Annotated in this window: 20 protein-coding genes; 18 read left to right on the plus strand and 2 right to left on the minus strand. The window is 58.7% G+C overall.

Annotated elements, in window-relative coordinates; all coding sequences use genetic code 11:
* Positions 1-46: 46 nt before the first annotated feature.
* From ACWKV9_RS04010 to ACWKV9_RS04080, 15 genes are all read left to right on the plus strand, one after another.
* Positions 47-928 (plus strand): LpxL/LpxP family acyltransferase, encoded by an 882-nt coding sequence (locus tag ACWKV9_RS04010; RefSeq protein ID WP_483835375.1) that lies wholly within the window; start codon positions 47-49, stop codon positions 926-928.
* The gene (locus ACWKV9_RS04015) at positions 909-2,453 is read left to right on the plus strand and encodes an HAL/PAL/TAL family ammonia-lyase (RefSeq protein ID WP_483834808.1); all 1,545 of its coding nucleotides are present in this window, start codon (positions 909-911) and stop codon (positions 2,451-2,453) included. Before ACWKV9_RS04010 ends, ACWKV9_RS04015 begins: the two co-directional genes overlap by 20 nt.
* Entirely contained in the window at positions 2,446-2,871 is a 426-nt protein-coding gene (locus ACWKV9_RS04020) for an acyl-CoA thioesterase (RefSeq protein ID WP_483834809.1), read from the plus strand. The genes ACWKV9_RS04015 and ACWKV9_RS04020 overlap by 8 nt, the downstream gene beginning before the upstream one ends.
* Positions 2,868-3,479: an outer membrane lipoprotein carrier protein LolA gene (locus tag ACWKV9_RS04025; protein WP_483834810.1), complete on the plus strand. Its 612-nt coding sequence runs from the start codon at positions 2,868-2,870 to the stop codon at positions 3,477-3,479. Before ACWKV9_RS04020 ends, ACWKV9_RS04025 begins: the two co-directional genes overlap by 4 nt.
* Complete coding sequence (locus tag ACWKV9_RS04030; RefSeq protein WP_483835376.1) at positions 3,463-5,808, plus strand: MMPL family transporter; 2,346 nt, start codon at positions 3,463-3,465, stop codon at positions 5,806-5,808. Before ACWKV9_RS04025 ends, ACWKV9_RS04030 begins: the two co-directional genes overlap by 17 nt.
* Complete coding sequence (locus ACWKV9_RS04035; protein WP_483835377.1) at positions 5,808-6,974, plus strand: cation:proton antiporter; 1,167 nt, start codon at positions 5,808-5,810, stop codon at positions 6,972-6,974. The genes ACWKV9_RS04030 and ACWKV9_RS04035 overlap by 1 nt, the downstream gene beginning before the upstream one ends.
* Positions 6,965-8,212, plus strand: coding sequence for an NAD(P)/FAD-dependent oxidoreductase (locus tag ACWKV9_RS04040; RefSeq protein WP_483834811.1), 1,248 nt, complete (start codon positions 6,965-6,967; stop codon positions 8,210-8,212). Before ACWKV9_RS04035 ends, ACWKV9_RS04040 begins: the two co-directional genes overlap by 10 nt.
* Positions 8,209-8,955, plus strand: coding sequence for a class I SAM-dependent methyltransferase (locus ACWKV9_RS04045; RefSeq protein WP_483834812.1), 747 nt, complete (start codon positions 8,209-8,211; stop codon positions 8,953-8,955). Before ACWKV9_RS04040 ends, ACWKV9_RS04045 begins: the two co-directional genes overlap by 4 nt.
* On the plus strand, positions 8,952-9,437 hold the full coding sequence (locus tag ACWKV9_RS04050) for a DUF3261 domain-containing protein (RefSeq protein WP_483834813.1): 486 nt from the start codon (positions 8,952-8,954) through the stop codon (positions 9,435-9,437). Before ACWKV9_RS04045 ends, ACWKV9_RS04050 begins: the two co-directional genes overlap by 4 nt.
* Positions 9,434-10,630: a beta-ketoacyl-[acyl-carrier-protein] synthase family protein gene (locus tag ACWKV9_RS04055; protein WP_483834814.1), complete on the plus strand. Its 1,197-nt coding sequence runs from the start codon at positions 9,434-9,436 to the stop codon at positions 10,628-10,630. The genes ACWKV9_RS04050 and ACWKV9_RS04055 overlap by 4 nt, the downstream gene beginning before the upstream one ends.
* A complete protein-coding gene (locus ACWKV9_RS04060) occupies positions 10,627-11,100 on the plus strand; it encodes a hotdog family protein (RefSeq protein ID WP_483834815.1) in 474 nt (157 codons plus the stop codon). The genes ACWKV9_RS04055 and ACWKV9_RS04060 overlap by 4 nt, the downstream gene beginning before the upstream one ends.
* On the plus strand, positions 11,093-11,821 hold the full coding sequence (fabG, locus tag ACWKV9_RS04065) for a 3-oxoacyl-ACP reductase FabG (protein WP_483834816.1): 729 nt from the start codon (positions 11,093-11,095) through the stop codon (positions 11,819-11,821). Before ACWKV9_RS04060 ends, fabG begins: the two co-directional genes overlap by 8 nt.
* Complete coding sequence (locus ACWKV9_RS04070; RefSeq protein WP_483834817.1) at positions 11,821-13,047, plus strand: beta-ketoacyl-ACP synthase; 1,227 nt, start codon at positions 11,821-11,823, stop codon at positions 13,045-13,047. The genes fabG and ACWKV9_RS04070 overlap by 1 nt, the downstream gene beginning before the upstream one ends.
* 45 nt (positions 13,048-13,092) lie before the next feature.
* The gene (locus ACWKV9_RS04075; protein WP_483834818.1) at positions 13,093-13,539 is read left to right on the plus strand and encodes an excinuclease; all 447 of its coding nucleotides are present in this window, start codon (positions 13,093-13,095) and stop codon (positions 13,537-13,539) included.
* Positions 13,540-14,124: 585 nt separating this feature from the next.
* Positions 14,125-14,952, plus strand: a complete 828-nt coding sequence (locus ACWKV9_RS04080; RefSeq protein ID WP_483834819.1) for a lipid II-degrading bacteriocin — start codon at positions 14,125-14,127, stop codon at positions 14,950-14,952.
* A 510-nt stretch (positions 14,953-15,462) separates the two neighbouring features.
* Here ACWKV9_RS04080 and ACWKV9_RS04085 read toward each other — a convergent pair.
* On the minus strand, positions 15,463-16,353 hold the full coding sequence (locus tag ACWKV9_RS04085; protein WP_483834820.1) for a LysR family transcriptional regulator: 891 nt from the start codon (positions 16,351-16,353) through the stop codon (positions 15,463-15,465).
* Between the two features lie 159 nt (positions 16,354-16,512).
* On the opposite strand from ACWKV9_RS04085, the gene ACWKV9_RS04090 reads away from it, so the two are divergent.
* The 3 genes from ACWKV9_RS04090 (at position 16,513) to ACWKV9_RS04100 (ending at position 18,418) form a co-directional block, all read left to right on the plus strand.
* Positions 16,513-17,742 carry an MFS transporter gene (locus tag ACWKV9_RS04090; protein ID WP_483835378.1) on the plus strand — a complete coding sequence of 410 codons (1,230 nt, stop codon included), beginning with the start codon at positions 16,513-16,515 and terminating at the stop codon, positions 17,740-17,742.
* A 101-nt stretch (positions 17,743-17,843) separates the two neighbouring features.
* A complete protein-coding gene (locus tag ACWKV9_RS04095) occupies positions 17,844-18,122 on the plus strand; it encodes a type II toxin-antitoxin system RelE/ParE family toxin (RefSeq protein ID WP_483834821.1) in 279 nt (92 codons plus the stop codon).
* Positions 18,123-18,136: 14 nt separating this feature from the next.
* Positions 18,137-18,418 carry a HigA family addiction module antitoxin gene (locus tag ACWKV9_RS04100; protein WP_483834822.1) on the plus strand — a complete coding sequence of 94 codons (282 nt, stop codon included), beginning with the start codon at positions 18,137-18,139 and terminating at the stop codon, positions 18,416-18,418.
* A 70-nt stretch (positions 18,419-18,488) separates the two neighbouring features.
* On the opposite strand, the gene hemE is transcribed toward ACWKV9_RS04100, so the two are convergent.
* Complete coding sequence (gene hemE / locus ACWKV9_RS04105; protein WP_483834823.1) at positions 18,489-19,553, minus strand: uroporphyrinogen decarboxylase; 1,065 nt, start codon at positions 19,551-19,553, stop codon at positions 18,489-18,491.
* Positions 19,554-19,732: the final 179 nt, after the last annotated feature.

The following is a 19,732-nucleotide window of genomic DNA, read 5'->3' on the forward strand; positions in this document are numbered from 1 at the left end:
AAAACAGCACTGGGCCGAACATCAGGAGCGCGGCAGTTTCGTGCTGATGAAGTTCACCGCGTGGGCAGTCAAGCTGCTGGGGCGGCGGGTGTTGAGCCCGGTGCTGCACGGCATCGTTTTGTACTTCTTCCTGTTCGGTCGCAGCGCCCGGCGTAGCGCCTGGCAATACCAGCAACGCCTGGCAGACTGGAGCAACCGTCCGGACTTGCGCCCCACGCGCTGGGGGGTATTCAAGCAGTTCATGGCATTCGCCGATGCGCTGCTCGACAAACTCGACGTGTGGAACGGCAGGCTCGGGCTTGAGCAAATCGAGATCGTCGACACAGCCCATTTACGCAGCCAGTTGCGCGGCGAGCGCGGGCAAATGCTGGTAGGCGCGCACCTGGGCAATCTCGAAGTGTGCCGCGCGCTGGCTGAACTTGGCGAGAAAGTGACCATGAACGTACTGGTTCACACTAAACACGCCGAGCGTTTCAATCGTCTATTGGGTGAAGCCGGAGCCACCAATCTGCGGCTCATTCAAGTCAGTGAGCTGGACCCGGCCATCATGCTGCAACTGAGTCAGCGACTGGATCGCGGCGAGTGGCTGGCGATTGCCGGCGACCGCGTTGCGCTGCATGGCGGGCGTAATGCTCGCGTCGATTTCCTCGGCCATTCGGCTGCCTTCCCACAAGGGCCGTGGCTGCTGGCTGGCCTGCTGAAATGCCCGATCAATCTGATTTTTTGCCTCAAAGGCGCCGCTGGCTATCAAGTGATTCTCGAGCCCTTTGCTGATGCCATCCAATGGCGCCGCAGTGATCGCCAACAGGTGATTGCGCAATGGACTCAACGCTACGCCGACCGTCTCGCGCACTACTGCCTGCAAGCGCCGAAGCAGTGGTTCAACTTCTACCCGTTCTGGAAATCCGATGACGAACCCAACCGCTGAGCCGATCATCTTCGGCGAGCATCCGTTGAGCATTGAAGACGTGCTGACCCTGTCCAATCGACAGCGGCCCACTGCATTGCAAAGCGACAGCGCCTATCGCCAGCGCATCGCCAAAGGCGCGCAGTTCCTCGACTCGTTGCTGGACAAGGAAGGCGTGATCTACGGCGTGACCACGGGCTATGGGGATTCTTGCGTGGTCGCCGTGCCCTTGCAGCACGTCGAAGCACTGCCGCGCCATTTGTACACCTTTCACGGTTGCGGCCTGGGCAAACTGCTCGACGCGCAGGCCACTCGTGCCGTGCTCGCAGCGCGCTTGCAGTCGTTGTGCCATGGGGTTTCCGGCGTGCGCTTCGAATTGCTGGAACGGCTTCAAGCGTTCCTCGATCACGACATCCTGCCGTTGATTCCCGAAGAGGGCTCGGTGGGCGCTAGTGGCGATCTGACCCCTCTGTCGTACGTGGCCGCCACTCTCTCAGGCGAGCGCGAGGTGATGTTTGACGGCGAGCGTCGTCCGTCCGCAGACGTGCACCGACAACTGGGTTGGGACCCGCTGGTACTGCGCCCGAAAGAAGCGCTGGCCTTGATGAACGGCACTGCCGTAATGACCGGACTGGCGTGTCTCGCGTTCTCCCGCGCCCACTATCTACTGCAACTGGCGACGCGCATCACAGCGCTGAACGTGGTGGCGCTGCAAGGTAATCCGGAACATTTTGACGAGCGCCTGTTTGCCGCCAAGCCGCATCCCGGACAGATGCAAGTGGCCGCGTGGCTGCGCAAGGATCTGGCGATCAATGCGCCGACCGCCCCGCTTCACCGTTTGCAGGATCGTTATTCGCTGCGTTGTGCCCCCCACGTATTGGGTGTGCTGGCAGACAGCCTGAACTGGCTGCGCAGCTTCATCGAGATCGAGCTGAACAGCGCCAACGACAACCCGATCATCGACGCCGAAGCCGAGCGTGTTTTGCACGGCGGGCATTTCTATGGCGGCCACATCGCATTCGCCATGGACAGCCTGAAAAACCTGGTAGCCAACGTCGCTGATCTGCTGGACAGGCAACTGGCGCTGCTGGTGGACGAGCGTTACAACCACGGCCTGCCGAGTAATCTGTCCGGCGCTCCGGCTGATCGCGCGATGATCAACCATGGCTTCAAGGCTGTGCAGATCGGCACCAGCGCCTGGACCGCCGAAGCCTTGAAAAACACCATGCCGGCCAGCGTCTTTTCGCGTTCTACCGAATGCCATAACCAGGACAAGGTCAGCATGGGCACCATCGCCGCCCGCGACGCCATCAGGGTGCTGGAGCTGACCGAGCAAGTCGCTGCCGCTACGCTGATCGCCGCCAATCAAGGCGTCTGGCTGCGCAGCCGTGCCGTCGATGCGCGTCCTCTGCCTCCTGCGCTGGCCGCCATGCATGAGCAATTGGGTAAGGACTTCCCGCCGGTGATCGAAGACCGCGCGCTCGAAGGTGAACTGCGCCTGTGTCTGCAACGCATCGCCGACCAACACTGGAGGCTGCATGCGTAGCAAAGGAGTCATCCACGCCGATACCGAAGTGCTGGTGCCGTTTTTCGATGTCGATTCACTGAACATCGTCTGGCACGGTCATTACGTGAAGTACCTTGAAGTGGCGCGATGCGCGCTGCTCGACAAGCTCGGCCACGACTACAACCAGATGCGCGATTCAGGCTACGCCTGGCCGGTTATCGACCTGCAATTGCGCTACGTACGCGGCGCAGTATTCGGCCAGCACCTGAATGTGCGCGCCAGCCTTGTGGAATGGGAAAACCGCTTGAAGATCGATTACCTGATCACTGACCTCGCCACCGGCGAGCGCATGACACGCGCCAGCACCACACAAGTGGCCGTAGAGATTGCCAGCCGTGAAATGCAGCTGGCATCGCCAAAGGTCTTCGTCGATATCGTGCATAAGGCATTGTCATGAACCGGCTGTTCAACGTTTTAGCCGCAACGGTGCTGATTGCCTTGTCGCCCCTCGCCCACGCGTTCGACCTGCAGCAACTGAGCGAGCAACTGGCCAAGCCCGCGACCATCCACGGTGGCTTCATCCAGGAAAAACACCTGCGGGCCTTGCCTCAGCCACTGACCAGTAAAGGCAACTTCGTACTGGCCAAGGATTTCGGCCTGCTATGGCTGCTCGACACACCACTCAAGCAGGATTACCGCATCACCGCCGCCGGTATCGCCCGTCGTGAGAACGACGAAAACGGTGGCTGGCAAATGATTCCGAACAAGAGCGCAGGCGCGGAACAAAACCGTCTGTTTCTTGCCGTTTTGCAGGGAGACAGCAGCGGCCTGCAGCGGGATTTCGAACTGAACCTGAGCGGAGACGCGCGCGCGTGGAAGCTTGCGTTGGTGCCCCGGTCGCTGATGCTCAAACAGGTCTTCACCCAGATCAACATCGACGGCGGGGCATTGGTGCAACGTATCGAGCTGCTGGAAACCCAAGGCGACAGCACGGTATTGAAGATGCTCGACAGCACCGCTGAGAAACCGCTGACCGACGCGGAGCGCTCTGACTTTGCGCAGTGAGCGCCTGTTGCCGCGTCTGTTCCTGATTCTGCTGCTGGCCATACTGGCGTTGGCGGGATGGCAGTGGCGTGGTGGCGCCCCCTTGTCAGCCAACCTCATGGATCTGGTGCCCGGCGATAGTCCGGATGAGCTGGAGTTGCGCGCCGAACAAAGGATGCAGGAACCGCTGAACCGAGAAATGCTGGTGCTGGTGGGCCACGCAGATCGGCAACAGGCAATCGCCCTGGCTCAGCGGCTGAGTGATCAGTGGCAAGCCAGCGGGCTGTTTGAAAAGGTCCAGTGGAATCTGCAAACCGATCTGCCCGCCCTGCGCCAGCAATTGTTGCAGGGACGGTTGTCGATGCTGGCAAGAGATGATCGGGAACAACTGATCAGCCATCCCCAAGCATTCATCGAACAACGCATCAAAAGCCTGTTCGACCCGTTCGCCGGGTTCAGTCTGGTGCCGAGCCAGGACGACTGGCTTGGGCTGACCGGGCGCATTCAGAACAGCCAGCCCGCACGAGGATCAGTGCAACTGGACATCGGCAGTGGCGCACTGATTGCCACTGCGGACAGCAAAAGCTGGGTATTGCTGCGCGCCCGCACTAAAGCCGATGCCTTCGACATGCACCTGCCGATCAAGGTCGCTGAGCTGCTTGAAACCGCACGCGGGGAAGCGAGCAAGGACGATGGTCAGTTGCTGGCTGCAAGCGGTTTGTTGTACGCGGCTCATGGCCAGCAGCAAGCGGCACGGGAAATCACCTGGGTCGGAGGCGGTGCTACGCTCGGGATTCTTGCGCTACTGCTGTTGGCGTTCCGGCGCTGGCGGGTGCTGTTGGCCTTCGTTCCAGTCATCGTCGGCATGCTGTTTGGCGCCGTGGCGTGCGTAGCGCTGTTCGGCAAGATGCATGTGATGACGCTGGTGCTCGGTTCGAGCTTGATTGGCGTTGCCGTCGATTACCCGCTGCATTACCTGTCCAAAAGCTGGAGCCTGAAACCCTGGCGCAGCTGGTCGGCGCTGCGTCTGACGTTGTCGGGCCTGACGCTGAGCCTGGCGACCAGTTGCATCGGTTATCTCGCGCTGGCCTGGACGCCGTTTCCGGCCCTGACCCAAATTGCTGTGTTCTCGGCCGCAGGTTTGCTCGGTGCTTACCTCACTGCTGTGTGCCTGTTGCCCGCGCTGCTCAATGGCATCGAATTACGCCCGGCACAGTGGCCGCTGCGCATCGCCGAACACTTGTTGAACTGGCGCATGGCGCTATTGAGCAAAGTGCCAACCCCTGCTCTGTTGGCGTTGCTGATGGTCTTTTGCGCAGCGGGCTTGTGGCAGTTGACCAGCAAAAACGATATCCGCCAGTGGATCGCCGCGCCGCAGTCACTCACGGATGAAGCCCGAGCCATTGCACGCATTACCGGCTACCAGCCGACCAGCCAGTTCTTTCTGGTGCGCGCCAAGGATCAGCAGCAATTGCTGGAACGCCAGGCCGCGCTCGGTCAGCGGCTTGATCAGTTGGTGCATGCAAACAAACTGCAAGGCTATCTGGGGCTCAACCAACTGGTGGCCTCGCCTGCCGACCAAGTCAATACCCGTAACGCCCTTGATGCCCTGCCCACGCTATGGCAACCGTTGATCAACCTCGGCGTACCGGTCGAGGCGCTGAACGCCGAACTGGTTACGCTGCGAAGCCTTCCGATTCAGGACATCGACAGCGCGCTGGCCGGTCCTATCGCCGAGCCCTGGCGCCCTTTATGGCTTGGTACAACCGCCGATGGTGTGGCTGGCATTGTCAGCTTGCAGGGCCTGAATGACGCCGCATTGCTGCGCGTCGTAGCTCAAGGGCTTGACGGAGTCCAGCTGGTGGATCGGCTGGGCGACCTAAACAAAGTTTTCGCCGCTACGCAAATCAGCGCCGCCGAATTGAAGCTGCTGTCCTGCGTCTTGATCGTTGCCATGCTGATCATCCCCTTCGGACTCGGCGGCGCATTGAAAGTCATCGCCCTGCCCTTGCTCGCGGCACTGTGCAGCTTGGCCAGCCTGGGCTGGCTAGGTCAGCCGCTGACGCTGTTCAGCCTGTTTGGCCTGCTGCTGGTGACAGCCATCAGCGTCGATTACGCCATCCTTATGCGCGAGCAAATCGGCGGCGCGGCAGTCAGCCTGCTAGGGACATTGCTGGCCGCCACTACAACCTGGTTATCGTTCGGACTATTGGCGGTTTCCAGCACGCCTGCGGTCAGCAACTTCGGCTTGTCTGTCAGCCTGGGATTGGCGTTCAGCTTCATCCTGGCGCCGTGGGCAGGCAAGCATGCCGACGCCAATAGAGCGGCTGAAACGGAGCTGGCGTCGTGATGATTGTCGCGTTCTGGGCTCTGGTCCTGATGCTGTTCGCACTGGCGACACGGCTGGGGCGCCATGTGAATCTGATCCCCATCGTCAGTCAATTACTGCTGGCAACGTTCGGCGTGCCGCTGTTGATGCTGCTATGGGTCGAGCCGAGCTGGCAACTGTCCGGCGCGCAGTTGGTAGCGCCAGTCTGGCTGAAAACTTTGTACGGCTTAAGCTTCGCGCTCGTACTGGGGCACATCCTGAGTGACGTGATTGATGCACGCCTGGATCGAGAAAGCCTGAAAGTTGCGATCCCGAGCTTTTGCATACCGCTGCTGTGCGGGGTCGCCTGCGCCGTCTGGATACTCGACGAGCAATCATGGCTCAGTGCGCTGGCGATCGGGTTGGTGTTCGCGATCACTGCCATACCCGTGCTTTATCTGTACCTGAATCACATCGGCTATCCGCTCGACGCTACGCGGCGGCTGGTGCAGACGGCGATCATGATCGATCTCGCCTGCTGGAGCGTCTTCGGCCTTGCGCAAGGCAGCCTGCACCTGAGCAGTCTGGCGCTGCCGCTGTTGGGCGCCTGCACGCCTCTGCTGCTGCGCGCTCTGAAAATTCGCCAGCCAAACATCTACGGCGCTTTATTTTTCGTGCTGCTGATGGTTGCCGAGCATTACCGGCTCAATGCCTTGATCTTCGGCATCGGCTATCTGCTGTGCATGAATGCCCTCAAGCAACCGTTCGCATTGCCATTGAAACCCCAATTGTTCAGAGCGCTGCAGCATTACCTGGCAATCCCGTTAATCCTCACGTTCGGTATCGTGCAGATCAACCTCCATAGCGCCATGGCCGACTTGGGCTGGGTGAATCTACTGGCGCTGATTGTTCTGCCCATCATCAGCAAAATGCTTGGCAACTGGATCGGTCTGCGCTGGGCGACGCCGTCCTTTACGGGCGCCAGCCGCTGGCGGGAAAGCCTGCTGCTGAACATTCGTGGATTGAGCGAAATCGTCTTTCTCAACCTGTTGTTGCAACAGCAGATCATCACCCCTGCGCTGTACTTCGCACTGATGTCCATGAGCCTGATCGCCACGCTGTTGCCTGCCTTGGCGGGCATGCATCGCCCGTTGCCCACACCACTCGTACTCGCGAAACCCGCAGACAAGGAAACCTCGTGCCAATAGCTGAAATGGAATGTCGGCAGATCGTTGTGATCGGAGCCGGTCCTGCCGGAGCCATCGCCGCCGCACTGCTAAAGCGTCAGGGGCACGATGTGCTGATCATCGAACGCCAGGAGTTTCCACGGTTTTCGATTGGCGAAAGCCTGCTGTCCCATTGCCTGGATTTCGTCGAAGAGGCCGGGATGCTTGAGGCCGTTGAAGCGGCTGGCTTCCAGCTGAAAAATGGCGCTGCGTTTACGTGGGGCGAACAGCACAGTGCCTTCGACTTCGGCGACACTTTCAGCGCCGGTAAACCCACAACTTTTCAGGTGCAGCGCGCGCAATTCGACAAAATACTGGCCGACGACGCCGAGCGCCAAGGGGTCGACATCCGCTATCAGGAAGAGATCACGGCGGTGGATTTCGACGCGCCGCGGCCCGTTCTGCAGGTACGCAGACTGGATGGCAGCGAATACAGCATTCAGGCCGGATTCGTGCTGGATGCCAGTGGTTATGGCCGCGTACTCCCACGTCTGCTGGACCTGGAAGCGCCATCCAATTTCCCGGTCCGGCAGGCAGTGTTTACCCATGTCGAAGACCGCATCGACGATCAGAGTTTTGATCGGGAAAAGATTCTGGTCACGATTCATCCCGAGATGCGCGATGTCTGGTTCTGGTCGATCCCGTTCAGCAACGGCCGCACCTCTGTCGGCGTGGTGGCTTCTGCTGAGCGCTTCAACGATAAACCTCAGGACCTTGATGCTTGCCTGCACGCGTTCATCGGCCAAACCCCGAGCCTTAAACGCGTGCTGCAAAACGCGCAGTGGGACACCCCCGCGCGGACCATCGGCGGTTACTCAGCCAACGTCAAAACCCTGCATGGCAAGGGATTTGCGCTGCTGGGCAACGCCGCAGAATTCCTCGATCCGGTGTTTTCCTCTGGCGTGACCATCGCCATGCGCTCGGCGAGCATGGCTGCCGGTGTGCTGAATCGGCAGTTGCGAGGCGAATGCGTTGATTGGGAAACCGACTTTGCGATCCCGCTGAAACGCGGCGTCGACACCTTCCGCGCGTATGTAGAAGGCTGGTATGACGGCAGTTTCCAGGACGTGATTTTCTATCCGGGCAGTACCCCGGACATCCGCCGAATGATCAGCTCCATCCTGGCTGGATACGCTTGGGACGAGCGCAATCCGTTTGTGGCCGAGCCCAAGCGGCGCTTGCGGATGCTGGCTGAAATCTGCGGGAGTACAGCGCCATGAGCGAACCCTTCTTCAGCCAAAGCTATGTCGAAGAAACCCGGCTGGGGTTTCTGTTCCTGCGCAGTCACACCTGGCAGCACCATGTTTTGCGAGTGGCGATCAACGATCTGCGCGAGCTGTTTCAGGACCCGCTGCCTGCAAACCCCGTACTACTCGATGCCGGTTGCGGTCAGGGTAAGTCGTTTCAGTACCTAAATAGTGTCTTCGCACCCAGCCGGATTCTTGGCGTTGATGCCGACCCTCACAGCCTCAGGCTCAGCGGCGAAGAGGCCCGGCGCCGAGGCCTGAGCGTCGAACTGATAGGCAGCGACTGCGCAGCGCTGCCAGTGCCGGACGCCAGCGTGGACATTGTGTTTTGCCACCAAACGTTCCACCACTTGGTTGAGCAGGAACAAGCGCTGGCCGAATTCCACCGGGTGCTCAAGCCCGGCGGCTATCTGCTGTTTGCCGAATCAACCGAGGCGTACATCGACACCTGGGTCATCCGCTGGTTTTTCCGCCATCCCATGCACGTCCAGAAAAGCGCGGCGCAGTACCTTGAGATGCTTCACCAGCAAGGTTTTGAATTCAGTTCGCAGAACGTTTCCTACCCCTATCTGTGGTGGAGCCGCGCCAAGGATTTTGGCCTGCTGGAACGCTTGAAACTCATCAAACCCAAGCCCTTCGGGCAACGTGAAGAAACCCTGATCAACGTCGTGGCGCGCAAACCGCTTCACGCCCCCGCCGAAGGTACAACCTCATGATCCGTCCCTTGCTGCTGGCCTGTTTGCTGCTGCTGAGCGCTTGCGTCAACCATGCACCGCTGCCACCGCAAACCCCGCACTTCAAGCTGCCGCAGCAGTTACACATCCTGCGTGAAGAGGCCGGACAACGGCAGGACTGGCTGCTGGTGGTCCAGAAGGAACACCACGACTTGCGCTGGTCGCTGATGGACCCGCTCGGCATCCCGCTGGCCCGCCAGAAACTGGCGCACCAGAAGTGGAAAGCCGATGGCCTGCTGCCGCCTAACCCAGAGGCGCGCGAGCTTTTCGCGGCACTGATGTTTGCCCTGACGACAGAGCAAGAAGTGCGTTTCGACTATCCCGGCACCGAGGTTCGCGCCAACGGCCGCAGTCTGGAAGATCGCTGGATCGTGGATTACGCAAGCGAAGGTTTCTTTCGGATCACGATGCCCGATGGTGTGAAATACACAGTCAGCCCGCTTGAAGGCAAAGCGTCGAAATGACCGCTTACCTCAACGCCTTGGGTGTGATCTGCTCGTTGGGCAATGACCGGGCAAGCGTAGCGCGGTCGCTCCTGTCAGGCGACACCTCGGGGATGGTCATCGAGAGCGGCTGGGTGCCTGAGCGCAGTCTGCCGGTGGCGTCGGTCAAGGGCTCGCTGCCGGAGATTGCGCGCCATCTGGAACAACAAAGCAGCCGAAACAACCAGCTATTGCTCGCCGCCGAGTTGCAGATTGACGAGGACATTCAGCGCGCTATTCAGCGTTACGGGCGCGACCGTATCGCGGTGATTCTGGGCACCAGCACGTCGGGTATCGACGAGGCGAGCCGTGGCATCGCTGCGTATTTGCGCGACAACCAGTTCCCCGGTGGATACGACTATCAACAGCAAGAACTCAGCGCACCTGCCAACTTTCTCGCCGCACTGCTGAATTTGAGCGGCCCGACCTACGTGATATCCACCGCATGCACCTCCAGCGCCCGGGCGTTGATGAGCGCGCGGCGCCTGCTCGACATGGGTTTGTGCGACGCGGTGTTATGCGGCGGCGTGGACAGTCTGTGCAAACTGACACTCAATGGATTTACCTCGCTTGAAGCCGTATCGGCGCAGCGCTGCAACCCGTTTTCCCGCAACCGCAACGGCATCAATATCGGCGAAGCCGCCGTGCTATTTCTAATGACCCGCGAAGCCAGCGAGGGACACTCGATTGCCCTGCTCGGCGCCGGAGCAAGTTCGGACGCGCACCATATTTCCGCCCCCGAGCCGAACGGTCGGGGAGCGAAACAGGCCATGCAGCAAGCCCTCGACGCCGCAAAACTGCAGGCCGCAGACATCAGTTACCTCAACCTTCACGGTACAGCCACGCTGCATAACGACGCGATGGAAAGCCTGGCCGTGCAGGGCATTTTCCCGGGCGGCGTGCCCTGCTCATCGACCAAACCCATGAGCGGCCACACCCTGGGCGCCGCTGGCGCGCTTGAGGCGGCGTTCTGCTGGCTGACGTTGTCTTCGCAAAATCCTGACCAGACGCTGCCGCCTCATGTGTGGGATGGGCAGGCCGATACAGAGCTGCCTGCCCTTCGCTGGACCGGCATCGGCGCCCCACTGCGACAAGACCAGCCGCGCCGAATGATGAGCAATTCGTTTGCCTTCGGCGGCAATAACGTCAGCCTGATCATCGGAGACGGTCCATGACTTTCACTGCGCAACACCCATGGCCGCTCGCCGATCTGCTGCCCCATGCCGGGGACATGATCCTCATTGATGACGTACTCGATGTGGGCGAGGAGCACGTTCGCACGCGGGTGCTTGTGCGCCCCGGCGGGCTGTTCAATCGCGCCGACGGCAGTCTGCCCGCCTGGGTCGGTATTGAGTTGATGGCGCAAACCGTCGCCGCCTTTGCGGGTTGTCAGGCACGTCTGAAAAACGAACCTGTGGAGCTGGGCTTTCTGCTCGGCACCCGAAAATTTGAATGCAATGTCGAGCACTTCCCGGCCGGTAGCGAACTGATCATCCACGCCGAACGTTCGTTGCAGGACGACAACGGCATGGGGGTTTTCGAATGCCGTCTTACTGGTCCTGGCATCAGCGCCATTGCTCGCCTGAACGTGTATCGCCCGCCGCAATCGGCAAATTATCTGGCCGAAGGAGCCCAAGATGACTGACTCAATACTGGTCACCGGCTCCAGCCGTGGCATTGGCCGCGCCATCGCGCTGCGTCTCGCGCAAGCCGGGTTCGACCTCGTACTGCATTGCCGCAGCGGTCGCACTGAGGCCGAACAGGTACAGGACGAGATTCAAGCGCTCGGCCGACAAGCCCGCGTGCTGCAATTTGACGTCGCGGACCGCGCCGCCTGCAAGGCGATTCTTGAAGCAGATGTGGGAACCCACGGCGCTTATTACGGCGTGGTGTGCAACGCCGGGCTGACTCGCGACGGAGCGTTTCCCGCGCTGACCGACGACGATTGGGACATCGTGATGCGCACCAATCTCGATGGGTTCTACAACGTATTGCACCCGGTGATGATGCCCATGATTCGTCGTCGCGCGGCCGGGCGCATCGTCTGCATCACTTCCGTCTCGGGGATGATCGGCAATCGCGGGCAGGTCAATTACAGCGCGTCCAAAGCCGGCGTGATTGGTGCGGCCAAGGCGCTGGCCATTGAGCTGGGCAAGCGCAAGATCACCGTCAACTGCGTCGCGCCAGGGCTGATCGACACCGCGATGCTGGACGAAAACGTGCCGGTGGAAGAACTGATGAAAATGATCCCCGCGCAGCGCATGGGTACCCCAGAAGAAGTCGCGGGCGCCGTGAATTTCTTGATGTCAGCAGAAGCTTCGTACATCACCCGCCAGGTCTTGGCAGTCAACGGAGGCCTGTGCTGATGAAGCGCGTCGTCGTCACCGGCATGGCCGGCATCACCTCGTTGGGCAGCGACTGGGCCAGTATCGAAAGCCGCTTCACCGCCAACCGCAGCGGCATCCGGCGCATGGACGAGTGGGACCGCTTCACCGAGCTGAATACTCGTCTGGCCGGGCCCATTGACGACTTTGCCGTACCGTCGCACTGGACCCGCAAGCAATTGCGCAGCATGGGGCGCGTCTCGCGTCTGGCGGTGGGCGCCGCCGAACAGGCGCTGCTGGACGCTGGCCTGCTCAACGACCCGATCATCCGGGACGGGCGCATGGGCGTGGCCTGCGGCTCGTCCACCGGCAGCACCGATGAAATCAAAGCCTTTGGCAACATGCTGCTCAATTCGGTGGCCGAGGGGCTGAACGCCAACTCATACGTGCGAATGATGCCCCACACCACCGCCGCGAATATCAGCATCTTCTTCAACCTGACGGGCCGTCTGATTCCCACTTCCAGCGCCTGCACCAGCGGCAGCCAAGGCGTGGGTTACGCCTATGAAGCGATCAAGTTCGGGCGCTTGCCGTTGATGCTGGCAGGCGGCGCCGAAGAGTTGTGCCCAACCGAAGCGATGGTGTTCGACGCGCTTTACGCCACCAGCCTGAAAAACGATGCACCGCACACCAGCCCGCGCCCCTACGACAACGGACGCGACGGACTGGTCATTGGCGAAGGCGGCGGCATGCTGGTGCTTGAGGAGCTGGAACACGCACTGGCCCGTGGCGCACACATTCATGCGGAGCTCGTGGGGTTCGGCAGCAACGCCGATGGCGTGCATACGACGCGGCCCGAACAGCTGACGATGCGTCGGGCGATGGAGCTGGCACTGGAAGACGCCAATCTCGCCCCGGGTGCCATCGGCTACGTCAACGGTCACGGCACTGCTACCGAACAAGGCGATATCGCCGAAACCCTCGCCACCCACAGCCTTTTCGGCTCGCGGATGCCGATCAGTTCGCAAAAGAGTTTTCTGGGCCACACGCTGGGCGCCTGTGGTGCGCTGGAATCCTGGTTCAGCATCGAGATGATGAACCGCGACCGCTACATCCACACGTTGAATCTGGACGAGGTCGATGAACGCTGCGGCGAACTGGACTACCTGCGGGGCGAGCCTCGGCGCATGAGCCATGAGTTCGTCATGAACAACAATTTCGCCTTCGGCGGCGTCAATACATCGTTGATCTTCCGTCGCTGGTCCTGATTATTTACCGCTTTATTGCCATCACACTTCTCAAGGAGAGAAAGCATGACATTGAAATCCTGGGCCGCTGCGGCTGCTATCGTTTTGAGCGTATTGCCGGCTGTCAGTCAGGCCCGCGATACCGCGCTTTACCTGCCGTTCGACAAGGTCATCGCCGACATGACCGCTGCAAAGAAGCTCGACGGCACCGTGAAGTTTTACCTGGCCGGCGTTCAGCCCAAAGGGCAAGTCACCGTGCTCTCGCCCGGCGCTGTGACCAACAAGAAGACCAACGCCTTCAACAAGTCCGATACCGACGCCTGTGAATGGGTGTTGCAGTCGGCAATTTTGCAGATGAACGAAGCGGCGAAAAGCGCAGGCGCCAATGCGGTGACCAACATCGTCAGTTTCTACAAGAAGGTAGAGCGTAAAGACCCGGCCACGTACGAGTGCCACGCGGGCGCGATCATGGCCGGTGTTGCGCTCAAGGGTGACCTGAGCAAAGTGCAGTAAGCCATTTCTGTAGGAGCCAACTGGTTGGCGAGGCGGAAAATGCGGTTTTTCAGGCACGCCGCCTCGCGAACAAGTTCGCTCCTAGGGAGGAGATTCGGATGGGGTTCACTGCTTTTGATTCTACCCGATGGCCGGAGTTGCAAACCTTATGGCCGAGAAATCGCACGCTGTAACGGACAGCTGCTCTTAACGCCAATTCTACTATATCGAGCTAACTCGCAAGAGCTCAGCCTCCTTGCATAGATTTGCTAACTGACTTACAACATGCCTAGGACACGGTAGAGCGCCTAGAACGTAAAGCCATTTAATCCTCATGTTTACCAGCGACACACATTGCATCGGAAACCGGATCAGTTCAAAGGGCGCCGCCCTCGTTAGTGAGTTACAGAGTCAGCACCAGACTTCATGCGTAGCGGTACTAGTGATATCTTCCGATAATTGAGTAGGAATAATCCTAAGATAGTTTCACCTATTGAAATCAGCTCGAAAGATGGATTATATAAACCGCTCATCCCGTTTCTCATAGACAAATTCACACGTCCAGTAGATAAACGGCAACCTGATCAAATTAAATGGAATTACTAGATGAAAGGCCCTATCCGACTCCCCCCTATTAAAATTACTGCCACGCGCCCCAATAAAAGCGCAGGCTACAAAATCGACTTTGGTGGTCCACCCCTCACGCCTCCTGCGTTAAGAGCCATAGCCAACGGCATAAGACTGAGGTCTTACCTAAAGGGCGAATGGCAAGCAACGATTAATAATTTGTTGATTGAAGCTACACGCAATAACCCTCACTTCATCGGTCCCATCAAGGACGATCTGACAGCAGCTCACTATGCGGACCAGTTTATGTGTCTAAATCCGCTTGCTACGGCAGAGTTTGCGTGGAGACAAGGATGGAGCCAAGCCCGCTCAAAAGGAATGACCATAGAAAAAAACGAAAACGAACTTTCGGGAGGTATCTTCTCACCGATGAAGGCTCTAGCTCATGCGATCTCGGGGGAAGGAACCCCACTGCAAATCAAAATAGAAAATATCGGGATAAATCCAAAGCTTGCTAATCTTCCCGCACTACGAACCATGATAAATAACGCGCGGATAGGTAGCTCACCAATAAGCATCGAAAAAACCGCGTATAACACCGGCATCGACTCCCGAATCACAGAAGCGCATTTAGGAAACATTACACTGAAGATTACCGGTCACGTGCATAAATACGACCAACAACGCTTTACCTTCACAGGAGAGGCGCGAGCTTATCATGATATCTATGACGCCAACCCGTCTAGCCACCGCTCTTGGTTGGCGGAAAACGCTACCACTGTACTGAGTGCGATAATGCAAAGTGCGAATTCTAAAAGCTATGAAATTTCGATTTCCGGTGCTTTACCCATAAATCATTCTCAGTAACGTCAGTAGCCCTTCTACTCTGCAGAGGGGCTACCATTTCTTTTTTTACTATACCTATGAGTTAGCAGGGCTACTTTTGAAAACCGCTTACCTAAAGTATTCGCTTATTGTTAGCACTATGTTAGCCATGGGCTGGCTTTCCCTCTGGATACCAGTATATTACTTCCCTAGAAGTATTCACGACGACGAAATCGTCGTAGCACTTATGGATTATTCAAATTATGTCATATTAGCCCTAGCATTTACCTGCCTTAGCCTGCTACCGATAATTATTAATGGATTGTTTATCAGCCTGAGGAGTTGTAACCCCACAAATAGCGCTAGCAGGCTTCTTCTTTTCATTACGTCGCTCCCTGCAATCTGCCTCGCGGCCTTAAACTTAATTGTTGCTATGGACGGAATAGTCAATCTGATAACATTCATGCCGGCTGCACTTTTGCATTTGGGGCTTCTCGTTTATCTGGTACTTGGCTTTCCGAGAAAACTCAACCATCGACCTATCCCATAATCTCACCCGGCCTTGCGCGTCACCAGTTCGATAAACGCTTTGGCCATTGGTGATTTTTGGTCTTTGCGCTGCACCAGCCAAACCGCTGAGGTCGCCTCGGGATCAAGTAGCGTGCGATACACCACCCCGTCAATGCGCATGCGTTGGTACGACGCGGGCAGCACCGTCACCCCAAGGCCTGCGGCCACCAATCCAATGATGGTCATCGCCTCCCCCGCCTCCTGGGTGATCAACGGGCTGAAACCCGCCTCCCTCGCCAGATCCAGCAGCTGCGCGTACAGCCCGCTGCCATACGAGCGCGGAAAGAATACAAACGGCTCGGCCGCCAGCGCTTTCAAATACAGCCCGTTTTCACTGCCCACCGCCAGCGGATGATCAGACCGAATGATCGCCACCAATGGCTCACGCAGTAACTCCACTGCTACCAGCGAGTCGGGCAAGGGCAGCGGACGCATGATCCCCACTTGCATCGACTGCTGCTCCAGCCGCTCGGCCACCTCCTTGCTGCTCATTTCCTGCAACGCCAGGTGGACCGACGGGAATGCCTGCCGGAACGCGAAGATCGCCTGAGGAATGCTGGAGGTGAAAGGCGCCGATGCGGTGAAGCCAATCTTCAGTTCACCAATCTCGCCCAACTGCGCACGCCGCGCCACGTCGGCCGCTTTGTCCACTTGCGCCAAAACCAGTCGCGCCTCATCGAGGAACAATCTTCCCGCCTGGCTCAGTTCCACCCTGCGGTTGGTACGTTCGAACAACCGCGCGCCAAGTTCGTGCTCCAGCGCCTGAATCTGCTGGCTCAGGGGCGGCTGGGATATGCCGAGGGATTCCGCCGCTCTGCCGAAGTGCAGCTCCTCGGCGACCGCAATGAAGTACCGCAAGTGACGTAATTCCATGACGAATCCATTAGGTCGTTAAACCTATCAAACAGGTCGAACAATATATTGGAAAGAATCATTAGCCAGCTATATTCTTTTCCCATGCTGCTCAGTCATTCCTGAGGTTTCATCGTGAAAACTGCTGTACCCCCCGCTTCACAAAACCCTGCCCCCTCTATGGTCACTGCCGCCATCCCCTTGGGCGACTCCTACATCGAAAAAAACACCCCCGCTTTCATGCGCACCGTACTGGCTCTGTTTTCAGGCGGCTTCGCGACTTTTGCTTTGTTGTACTGCGTGCAACCGATGATGCCGGTGCTTTCCCGTGAGTTCTCCATCAATGCGGCGCAGAGCAGCATGGTGCTCTCGGTTTCCACAGCCATGCTCGCCATCGGCCTGCTGATTACCGGTCCTATTTCCGATCGCTTGGGTCGTAAATCGGTGATGGTGTTCTCGCTGTTTTCCGCCGCGATATTCACCATTGCCAGCGCCCTGATGCCAACCTGGGAAGGTGTTCTGGTAACACGAGCTTTTGTGGGGCTGTCCTTGAGCGGGCTGGCGGCGGTGGCGATGACTTACCTGAGTGAAGAGATCCATCCCCAGCACATTGGTCTGGCGATGGGCTTGTACATCGGCGGTAATGCCATTGGCGGTATGAGCGGACGCGTGATCACCGGGGTGTTGAGCGACTACGTCAGTTGGCATACGGCGCTGTTGATAATGGGGTTGATCGCGATGGGCGCCGCGACCGTGTTCTGGAAGGTTTTGCCGCCCTCTCGCAACTTCCAGGCAAGGCCACTGAACGGACGCAGTTTGCTGGAAGGCTTCGTGCTGCAGTTTCGTGATGCAGGCCTGCCGTGGTTGTTCCTTGAAGGCTTCCTGCTGATGGGCGCGTTCGTGACGCTGTTCAACTACATCGGCTATCGCTTGCTGGCCGATCCCTACAACCTGAGTCAGGCAGTGGTTGGCTTGTTCTCGGTGGTTTATCTGTCAGGCATCTACAGTTCGGCGAAGATCGGCGCGCTGGCGGACCAACTGGGCCGTCGCAACGTACTGTGGGCCGTGATCGTGCTGATGCTGGCAGGTCTGGCGCTGACCATGTTCAGCCCGCTGGCCGTGGTCATCATTGGCGTGTTGATGTTCACATTTGGCTTCTTCGGCGCTCACTCCGTCGCCAGCAGCTGGATCGGTCGCCGCGCCATCAAAGCCAAGGGTCAGGCCTCGTCGCTTTACCTGTTTAGCTACTACGTCGGCTCAAGCGTCGCCGGGACAGGCGGTGGTGTGTTCTGGCATTACGCAGGTTGGAACGGGATCGGCATCTTCATCGGCGTACTGCTGCTCATCGCACTCGGTGTTGCGCTGAAACTGGCGAAAGTGCCGCCGTTGGCGGTGAATGTGCAGGTTTAGCGAGCCTGATCTTTTCAGACAGATAACGGACCCTCATCCCACGACGCGTACTTGCTTCGTCTCATGGTAAAGCGTGAATAGATAAGTCACGCTTTGCTGCTATGATCAGATCATTCCAGCACAAGTGCCTCAAGGCCTTTTTCCAGACAGGAACAACCAAGGGCATTCGTGCAGATCACGCGAAACGGCTGAGGCTTATCCTCGGCGCGATGAATGTAGCGGCAGAGCCAGTAGAGTTGGACTTGCCAGGTTTCAGGCTACATCCATTGAAAGGGCAGTTGACCGGATTCTGGTCGCTGACCGTCAGCGGGAATTGGCGAGTGATTTTCAGATTCATCGAGGCAGACGTCGAACTCGTCGACTACCTGGATTACCACTGACAGGAGCAGTTTGCATGGACATGCACAATCCTCCCCATCCAGGCGAGATGCTGCAAAGCATGTTGCCGGAGCTAAATATTAAAATCGCCGAGATGGCGCGTCGGCTTCATTTTTCCCGTGAAATGCTGTCCCGCGTCATCAACAGTAGAGCGGCAATCAGCCCGGATCTTGCGGTTCGACTTGAGCGAGCAGGTTTGAGCACTGCGCGATTCTGGTTGGGGCTACAAATGAACCATGATCTTTGGCAGGCCGAGCACCGGGAACAACCTCAGGTTACACGGCTGGTCGCCGCATGAATCGGACAGAATGAGCTCCAAATGAAACGCCCGGCATAAGCCGGGCGTTTTTGCATCTGCAGTTCAGCGCTTACTGGTGATACTGCGCCGACAGTTCGTGTACGGCTTCGATGAAGGCACCAGCGTGGGCCGGGTCGACTTCAGGGGTTATGCCGTGGCCGAGGTTGAAGACGTGGCCGGTGCCGCCGCCGTAGCTCTTGAGGATGCGCGCCACTTCAGCGCGAATCGCTTGCGGGCTAGCGTACAGGACCGAAGGGTCCATGTTGCCTTGCAGCGCGACCTTGTTGCCCACGCGACGGCGTGCTTCGCCAATCGGGGTGGTCCAGTCCAGACCCAGCGCGTCGGCACCGGTGTCGGCCATGCTTTCCAGCCACTGACCGCCACCCTTGGTGAACAGGATAACCGGCACTTTGCGCCCGTCGTTCTCGCGGATCAGGCCGTTGACGATCTTCTGCATGTAGGCCAGCGAGAATTCCTGATAGGCCGCGTCGGACAGGCTGCCGCCCCAGCTATCAAAAATCTGCACAGCCTGAGCGCCAGCCAGGATCTGGCCGTTGAGGTAAGCCGTGACCGACTGTGCCAGCTTGTCCAGCAGCAGGTGCATGGCCTGAGGATTTTCATAGAGCATGGCTTTTGATTTGCGATGGTCTTTGGATGACCCGCCTTCGACCATGTAAGTGGCCAGTGTCCAGGGGCTGCCGGAGAAACCGATCAGCGGCACCCGGCCATTGAGCTCGCGGCGGATGGTACTGACGGCATCCATCACGTAGCCGAGATCCTTTTGTGCATCCGGGATCGGCAAGGCTTCGATTTCAGCCAGGGTCGTGACGGTTTTCTTGAAGCGCGGACCCTCGCCGGTCTCGAAGTACAGGCCAAGGCCCATGGCATCGGGGATGGTGAGGATGTCGGAAAAGAGGATTGCGGCGTCCAGCGGGAAGCGCTCAAGGGGCTGCAGCGTGACTTCGCAGGCGAATTCCGGGTTCATGCACAGGCTCATGAAGTCTCCCGCCTTCGCACGGCTGGCGCGGTACTCCGGCAAGTAGCGCCCGGCCTGACGCATCATCCAGACAGGCGTGACGTCAACGGGTTGCTTTTGCAGGGCACGCAGGAAACGGTCGTTCTTCAGGGCGGTCATGGCAGCATCCGGAAAAAAAGTGCGGGCATTTTCTCAGACACCAACGCAAAAGGCACGGTAAGTACCGTGCCTTTTATCTATCAGGTCGATTTGTCGCAGTACGGCGGGGATCTGTAGGAGCGAATTTATTCGCGAGACGGTTTCGGCTTGAACTGTGCCGTCACATGAAGCATTGCCTC

It is taken from the genome of Pseudomonas corni (assembly GCF_057128765.1).